At 67.0% G+C, this 7,279-nt stretch carries 8 protein-coding genes; all 8 read left to right on the forward strand.

The window, feature by feature from the left end; translation table 11 throughout:
• A partial coding sequence (locus tag F9K34_RS15685; RefSeq protein ID WP_291338061.1) for a hypothetical protein occupies positions 1–256 on the forward strand: 256 nt, incomplete at its 5' end.
• A gap of 207 nt (positions 257–463) precedes the next feature.
• A complete protein-coding gene (locus tag F9K34_RS15690) occupies positions 464–1,129 on the forward strand; it encodes a helix-turn-helix domain-containing protein (protein WP_291338062.1) in 666 nt (221 codons plus the stop codon).
• Between the two features lie 87 nt (positions 1,130–1,216).
• Positions 1,217–2,761 carry an ABC transporter substrate-binding protein gene (locus F9K34_RS15695; protein WP_291338068.1) on the forward strand — a complete coding sequence of 515 codons (1,545 nt, stop codon included), beginning with the start codon at positions 1,217–1,219 and terminating at the stop codon, positions 2,759–2,761.
• A 74-nt stretch (positions 2,762–2,835) separates the two neighbouring features.
• Complete coding sequence (locus F9K34_RS15700) at positions 2,836–3,843, forward strand: ABC transporter permease subunit (protein WP_291338063.1); 1,008 nt, start codon at positions 2,836–2,838, stop codon at positions 3,841–3,843.
• A complete protein-coding gene (locus F9K34_RS15705; protein WP_291338064.1) occupies positions 3,840–4,757 on the forward strand; it encodes an ABC transporter permease subunit in 918 nt (305 codons plus the stop codon). Before F9K34_RS15700 ends, F9K34_RS15705 begins: the two co-directional genes overlap by 4 nt.
• Positions 4,758–4,761: 4 nt before the next feature.
• Positions 4,762–5,601, forward strand: coding sequence for an ABC transporter ATP-binding protein (locus tag F9K34_RS15710; RefSeq protein ID WP_291338065.1), 840 nt, complete (start codon positions 4,762–4,764; stop codon positions 5,599–5,601).
• Complete coding sequence (locus F9K34_RS15715) at positions 5,598–6,458, forward strand: dipeptide ABC transporter ATP-binding protein (protein WP_291338066.1); 861 nt, start codon at positions 5,598–5,600, stop codon at positions 6,456–6,458. Before F9K34_RS15710 ends, F9K34_RS15715 begins: the two co-directional genes overlap by 4 nt.
• Positions 6,459–6,484: 26 nt before the next feature.
• Positions 6,485–7,279, forward strand: a 795-nt coding sequence (locus F9K34_RS15720; RefSeq protein WP_291338067.1) for a M24 family metallopeptidase, incomplete at its 3' end; no start/stop codon positions are given.

The following is a 7,279-nucleotide window of genomic DNA, read 5'->3' on the forward strand; positions in this document are numbered from 1 at the left end:
CGTCGCGGTGGCGCACGCGCTCGTCGCGCTCGCCGCCGGCCTGCGCATTCGTGCCGTCCTCCGCGCGGCGGCGGAGCGGCGGCGTGCGCGGATGGTCAATGTCGCGCTGATCCGGTCCGCGCTCATGCTTTTTCCCGGCGGGAGACGGCCGGCGGCACGGCGGGGCATCGCCGCCATCCTCGCCGTCATCGCGCTGGCGCTCTTCCTGGCGCCGGGCCGTCGCCCGGAGGGGCAGGGCGAGAAGCCGGAAGGCTAGGGCGTCGCCGGGGCGGGTCGCGCGGGGGCCGCCGCCCGCCGGTACGAGTCCTCGGCACGACTCCTTCGGAGCGGGAGGAAACGCGACGAGTGTCGCTCCATCATGGCGGCGCCAAACAAAAAAGATTTTTCCAGGGCAAAATGTGTATTGCATCGGCAAAGCATTTCGGCTGAATTCCGCTCCAGGACGGAGCTCTCAAGGATAGCGATGGCACGCAAACCGGCAGGCGCGGCAATCGCACTCGGTCAGCGCATTCGCAGGCGGCGGCAGTTCATGGCCATGACCTTGCAGGAGCTGAGCAACGCATGTGGTGTCTCGGTGGGCTATCTCAGCCAGGTTGAACGTGACAACGCGGTGCCGACGCTCGGCACCCTGGCCGAGATCGCCGCCGCGCTCGACGTCGGGATCGACCATTTCATCGCCACGCCGCGGCAGGCCGACAGCGTGACCCGCGCCGGCGAGCGGCAGCGCTTTTCGCTCTCGGGCTCCTCGATCGTCTACGAGCAGATCGGGGCCGAGTTTCCCGGCCACGAGCTGACCTCCTTCGTCCTCAACGTCCCGCCCGGCTACAGTTCCGAAACCGTCCAGCATTCCGGCGAGGAACTGGTCTTCGTGCTGGAGGGGGAGATCATCCAGGTTGTCGACGGCGAGCAGTTCCGCCTGCGCGCCGGGGACAGCATCCACTACTTCGGCCGCACTCCGCATTCCTGGTCGAACCCGGGAAGCCGGATGGCCCGGCTGCTATGGACCGGCAAGATGCTGCACGGCGCGACGCCGTCGGCCTATGTTCCGCGGAAGACCAAGCCTGCGACACGGCAGGACCGCGACTCTGCGGTCGCGTCAGAGGGCGCGACCGACACCACTGCCGACTGAAACGGCAGACAACTTCCAAACCCAAAGGGAGAACGAACCTTGAAACAGTTTCTCGTATTCGCTTCGGCGCTGGCGCTGAGCGCCGCCATGGCGGAGGCCAAGACCTTCGTCTATTGCTCGGAAGCCTCGCCCGAGGGCTTCGATCCCGCGCCCTACACGGCCGGCGGCACCTTCGATGCCTCGGCGCATCCGATCTACAACCGCCTGACCGAGTTCAAGAAAGGCACGACCGAGGTCGAGCCGGGCCTGGCCGAGAGCTGGGAAGTGTCGGAGGACGGCACCGAGTACACCTTCCACCTGCGCAAGGGCGTGAAGTGGCATTCGAACGAGAAGTTCACGCCCACCCGCGATTTCAACGCGGATGACGTGATCTTCTCCTACGAGCGTCAGGGCAAGGCCGACAACCCGTGGCACCAGTACATCGCGGGCATCACCTACGAATACTACACCGCGATGGACATGCCGAACCTGGTCAAGTCGATCGAGAAGATCGACGACTACACGGTCAAGTTCACGCTGAACCAGCCCGAGGCACCCTTCCTCGCCAACATCGCCATGCCCTTCGCCTCCATCGTGTCGAAGGAATATGCCGATGCGCTCGACGCGGCGGGCACGCGCGAGGACCTCAACAACATGCCGGTCGGCACCGGCCCGTTCAAGTTCGTGGCCTATCAGAAGGACGCGGTGATCCGCTACCAGAAGAACCCCGACTACTGGGGAACCGCACCCCTGATCGACGATCTCGTCTTCGCGATCACGCCCGACGCGGCCGTGCGCCTGCAGAAGCTGAAGGCCGGCGAATGCCACCTGATGCCCTACCCGGCCCCGGCCGACATCGAGGCGATCAAGGCCGACCCGAACCTGAAGCTCGACGAGCAGGCGGGCCTGAACGTTGGCTACCTGGCCTACAACACGACGATGGCGCCCTTCGACAACCCGGCGGTCCGCAAGGCGCTGAACATGGCGATCAACAAGCAGGCCATCGTCGACGCGGTCTTCCAGGGCCATGCCGAACCGGCGAAGAACCCGATCCCGCCGACAATGTGGTCCTACAACGACGCGATCCAGGACGATCCCTACGATCCGGAAGCGGCCAAGAAGATGCTCGAGGAAGCGGGCGTCACGGATCTCTCGATGAAGATCTGGGCGATGCCGGTGCAGCGGCCCTACATGCCGAACGCGCGGCGCACGGCCGAACTGATGCAGGAAGACCTGTCGAAGGTCGGCGTCTCGGTCGAGATCGTCTCCTACGAATGGGGCGAGTACCTGCAGAAGTCGATGGAGGCCGGCCGCGACGGCGCGGTGATCCTCGGCTGGACCGGTGACAACGGCGACCCCGACAACTTCCTGTCGGTGCTCCTGTCCTGCGACTCGGCCAAGGAGGGCGGGGCCAACCGCGCCTTCTGGTGCAACGAGGACTTCTCGAAGCTCCTGAAGGATGCCAAGGTCACGGCCGATCCGGCGGTGCGGACCAAGCTCTACGAAGATGCGCAGGTCATCTTCAAGGAGCAGGCGCCCTGGTTCACCATCGCGCATTCGACCCAGTATGTGCCGATGTCGAACAAGGTCTCCGGCTTCGTGATGAGCCCGCTCGGCGACTTCACCTTCGAGACCGTGGACATCGCCGAGTAATCGGTCCATCCAGATGCGAAACCGGACGCGCGGGGGACAGAGGTTCCCCGCGCGTTCTGCAAGGGAGCCGGTGCATGGTCCGCTTCATCCTCTCCAAGCTTCTCTACCTGGTGCCGACCTTCCTCGGCATCACCATCATCGCCTTCAGCTTCGTGCGCATCCTTCCCGGCGACCCGGTGCTCCTGATGGCCGGCGAACGCGGCGTGACGCCGGAGCGGCACGCGGAGCTTTCCGCGCAGCTCGGCTACGACAAGCCGGTGGTGATGCAGTATTTCGATTTCCTCGGCCGGCTGATGCAGGGCGATTTCGGCAGTTCCCTGGTGACGAAGAAGCCTGTCCTGGCCGAGTTCCTGACGCTCTTCCCCGCGACGGTCGAGCTTGGCCTCTGCGCCATCATCATCGCCACGCTGATCGGCGTGCCGGTGGGGGTGCTGGCCGCGATCCGGCGCGGCAGCTGGTTCGACCAGGTCTCGATGACGGCGGCGCTCGTCGGCTTCTCGATGCCGATCTTCTGGTGGGGCCTTCTGCTCATCATCCTCTTCTCGGGCATCCTCGGCTGGACCCCGGTATCGGGGCGCATCAGCCTGCTCTACTTCTTCCCGAACGTGACCGGCTTCATGCTCATCGACAGCATCCTGTCGGGACAGAAGGGCGCGTTCGGCTCGGCGCTGTCGCACCTCATCCTGCCGTCCATCGTGCTCGCCACGATCCCGCTCGCCGTCATCGCGCGGCAGACGCGGTCGGCCATGCTGGAGGTGATGGGCGAGGACTACGTCCGCACCGCGCGCGCCAAGGGGATGCCGCCCTTCCGGGTGATCGGCATCCACGCGCTCCGGAACGCGATGATCCCGGTCGTCACCACGATCGGGCTGCAGATCGGCGTGCTCATGGCCGGTGCGATCCTGACCGAGACCATTTTCTCCTGGCCGGGCATCGGCAAGTGGATGATCGATTCAATCTCGCGGCGCGACTACCCGGTGGTGCAGTCCGGGCTCCTGCTGATCGCGGCGCTGGTGATGGTCGTCAACCTCATCGTCGATCTCACCTATGGCCTCATCAACCCGAGGATCCGCGTGAAATGAGCGAAACAGCCAACATCGCCGCGCCGGTCCGGCTCTCGGACGCCGCCATCCGCCGCCGGATGCTGGCGGAGTTCTGGTTCTACTTCAGCCAGAACCGCGGCGCCGTCGTCGGGCTCGCGGTCTTCGCACTTCTGGTGCTCGTCGCGGTCTTCGCGCCGCTCCTCGCGCCGCACGATCCGACCGCCCAGTACCGCGACGCCCTGCTGGTGCCGCCGGCCTGGCAGGAGGGCGGGCGCGAGGGCTTCCTGCTCGGCACCGACGCTGTCGGCCGCGACATCCTCTCGCGGCTCGTCTTCGGGGCGCAGTACTCGCTCTTCATCGGCATCGTCGTCGTCTCCATCGCGCTCGTCGGCGGCATCGTCATCGGGCTGCTCGCCGGGTTCTTCGGCGGCTGGGTCGATACGGTCATCATGCGGGTGATGGACGTGATCCTGGCCTTCCCCTCGCTCCTCCTCGCGCTCGTCCTCGTCGCCGTGCTGGGGCCGGGGCTCACCAACGCGATGATCGCCATCGCCATCGTCTACCAGCCGCATTTCGCGCGGCTGACGCGGGCGGCGGTCATGTCCGAGATGAAGCGCGAATATGTCACCGCGGCGCGGGTAGCCGGCGCGGGCAACCTCCGCCTGATGTTCAGGACCATCCTGCCCAACTGCCTCGCGCCGCTCATCGTGCAGGCGACGCTCTCCTTCTCCTCCGCCGTGCTCGATTCGGCGGCGCTCGGCTTTCTCGGCATGGGGGCACAGCCGCCCGCGCCGGAATGGGGCACGATGCTGGCCGAGGCGCGGGAGTTCATCCTGCGCGCCTGGTGGGTGGTCACGCTGCCGGGGCTGGCGATCCTCGTCTCGGTGCTGGCGATCAACCTCATGGGCGACGGTCTGCGCGACGCGCTCGACCCCAAGCTGAAGCGGAGCTGAGACCATGGCGCTGCTCACCATTCGGAACCTCAAGGTCACCTTTGCCACCGCTACCGGCGGCTTCACCGCCGTCGACGGGATCGACGTCCACGTGGACCGCGGCGAGGTGCTGGCCATTGTCGGCGAGTCGGGCTCGGGCAAGTCGGTGTCGATGCTGGCGGTGATGGGGCTTCTGCCCGACACCGCCAGCGTCACCGCCGACGAGATGACCTATGACGGCCGCGACATCCTCGCCATGTCGTCGGCAGAGCGGCGGCGGCTGATCGGGCGCGAGATCACGATGATCTTCCAGGAGCCCATCGCCTCGCTGAACCCGTCGTTCACCGTCGGCTTCCAGATCGAGGAGGTGCTGCGGCTGAACCTCGGCCTCTCGCGTCGGGCGGCGCGGGACCGTGCGCTGGAGCTGTTCCGCGCGGTCGGCATCCCGGAGCCCGAGGTCAAGATCGACGCCTATCCGCACCAGATGTCGGGCGGGCAATGCCAGCGCGTGATGATCGCCATGGCCATCGCCTCCAACCCGAGGCTTCTCATCGCCGACGAGCCGACGACCGCGCTGGACGTGACGATCCAGAAGCAGATCCTCGACCTCCTGATGACCTTGCAGGAGGACTACGGGATGGCGCTCATCCTCATCACCCACGACATGGGAGTGGTGGCCGAGACGGCCGACCGCGTGGTGGTGCAGTACAAGGGCCGCAAGATGGAGGAAGCCGACGTGCTTTCGCTCTTCGAGGCGCCGCAGCATCCCTATACCCGCGCCCTTCTCTCGGCGCTGCCGGAACATGCGACGGGCGACCGGCTACCCACCGTGTCCGACTACTTCCAGCAGGAGGCCGCGCGATGAACGGCACCACCTCCGCCCCTGTCGTCGAGGGGCGCGCCATCGTCCAGGATTATCACGTGCCGGGCAGCATGTTCGCGCGCGCCACGAACGTGCGGGCGCTGAAGGGCATCGACTTCCGGGTTGAGAAGGGCCGGACGCTCGCCATCGTGGGCGAAAGCGGGTCGGGAAAGTCGACGCTGGCGCGGATCATCGCGCTGATCGATGCGCCGACGGAGGGCGAGCTGCTGATCGAGGGCCAACCCGTCGACATCCGCCGCAAGCGGCCGGGTCCGGCGCTGCGGTCGAAGGTGCAGATGGTGTTCCAGAACCCCTACGGCAGTCTCAACCCGCGCCAGAAGGTCGGCGACGTGCTGATGGAGCCCCTTGTCATCAATACCGACGTGCCCGCCGCCGAGCGGCGGGAGCGGGCCGAGGCGATGCTGAGCAAGGTCGGGCTCCAGCCCGAGCACTTCAACCGCTATCCGCACATGTTCTCGGGCGGTCAGCGCCAGCGGATCGCCATCGCCCGGGCGCTGATGCTCAATCCCTCGCTCCTGGTGCTGGACGAACCGGTCTCGGCGCTCGACCTGTCGGTGCAGGCGCAGGTGCTGAACCTGCTCGCCGATCTTCAGGACGAGTTCGAGCTGACCTATGTCTTCGTCAGCCACGACCTTTCAGTGGTGCGCTATATCGCCGACGAGGTCATGGTGATCTCGAAGGGCGAGGCGGTCGAGCAGGGGAGCCGCGAGGCGGTCTTCGCCAACCCGAGCCACCCCTACACGCAGTCGCTCTTCGCGGCGACGCCGGTGACCGATGTCGAGGCGATCCGCGCGCGGGTGGCGCGGCGCCGGGCGGCGCGCGCGCTTCAGCCGGCATGACAGCAACTCTCCCGGGGGCAGGGCAGATGGACTACGACAAGGCTCTGGCCGGTCTTTCCAAGGTGGAGGCGCCGGCAATCACCCCGTCGGAACTGGCCGGACGGATCGACACGCTCCGGGCCGCGATGCGGGCCGGCGGGATTGCCTGGACCTGGCTCGATGCGACCTCCTCGCTCGCCTATTACACAGGGCTGGCGCTGAAACCCTCCGAGCGGCTCCACGGTGCCCTCGTCGGGTCGGACGGCACGCTCCTCTATGTGACGCCCAACTTCGAACGCCCGAAGCTCGAGACGATGATCCGCCTTCCCGGCGAAATCGCCGTCTGGGAGGAGGACGCGGACCCCTTCGCGCTGATCGCCGGGCGCGCGCGGGGCAGGATCGCGCTCGACCCGGCCATGGCCTTCGGCTTCGCCGCCCGGATCATGGCCGTACCGGAGCTTCAGGCCGTTCCGGCCGGAGCGATGATCGCGGCGCAGCGCCGGATCAAGTCTGCCACGGAAGTCGCCATCATCCGGACCGCGATGGAGGCGAGCCACCGGGTCCAGAAGGCGGTCCACGCCGGCCTGCGGCCGGGCATCTCCGCCCGCGAGGTCGGCGATTTCGTCAATGTGGCACATCTTGCGCTTGGGCTTTCGCCGGTCTTCGTCGCGGTCCAGTTCGGCGAGGCCACCGCCTATCCGCACGGTGTGCCCTACACGCAGACCCTGGCGGAGGGCGACATGGTGCTGGTCGACCTCGGCGGCACGCTCCACGACTATCACTCCGACATCACGCGGACCTATGTCTACGGCCGGCCGACCGCGCGCCAGCGCCACCTCTGG

It is taken from the genome of Albidovulum sp. (assembly GCF_008933605.1).
Lineage (GTDB): Bacteria > Pseudomonadota > Alphaproteobacteria > Rhodobacterales > Rhodobacteraceae > Albidovulum.

Bases quoted from the DNA above. Each gene is read 5' to 3' on its own strand.
- F9K34_RS15690 (WP_291338062.1), top strand. From the start codon at position 464: ATGGCACGCAAACCGGCAGGCGCGGCAATCGCACTCGGTCAGCGCATT.
- F9K34_RS15695 (WP_291338068.1), top strand. From the start codon at position 1,217: ATGGCGGAGGCCAAGACCTTCGTCTATTGCTCGGAAGCCTCGCCCGAG.
- F9K34_RS15700 (WP_291338063.1), top strand. From the start codon at position 2,836: ATGGTCCGCTTCATCCTCTCCAAGCTTCTCTACCTGGTGCCGACCTTC.
- F9K34_RS15705 (WP_291338064.1), top strand. From the start codon at position 3,840: ATGAGCGAAACAGCCAACATCGCCGCGCCGGTCCGGCTCTCGGACGCC.
- F9K34_RS15710 (WP_291338065.1), top strand. From the start codon at position 4,762: ATGGCGCTGCTCACCATTCGGAACCTCAAGGTCACCTTTGCCACCGCT.
- F9K34_RS15715 (WP_291338066.1), top strand. From the start codon at position 5,598: ATGAACGGCACCACCTCCGCCCCTGTCGTCGAGGGGCGCGCCATCGTC.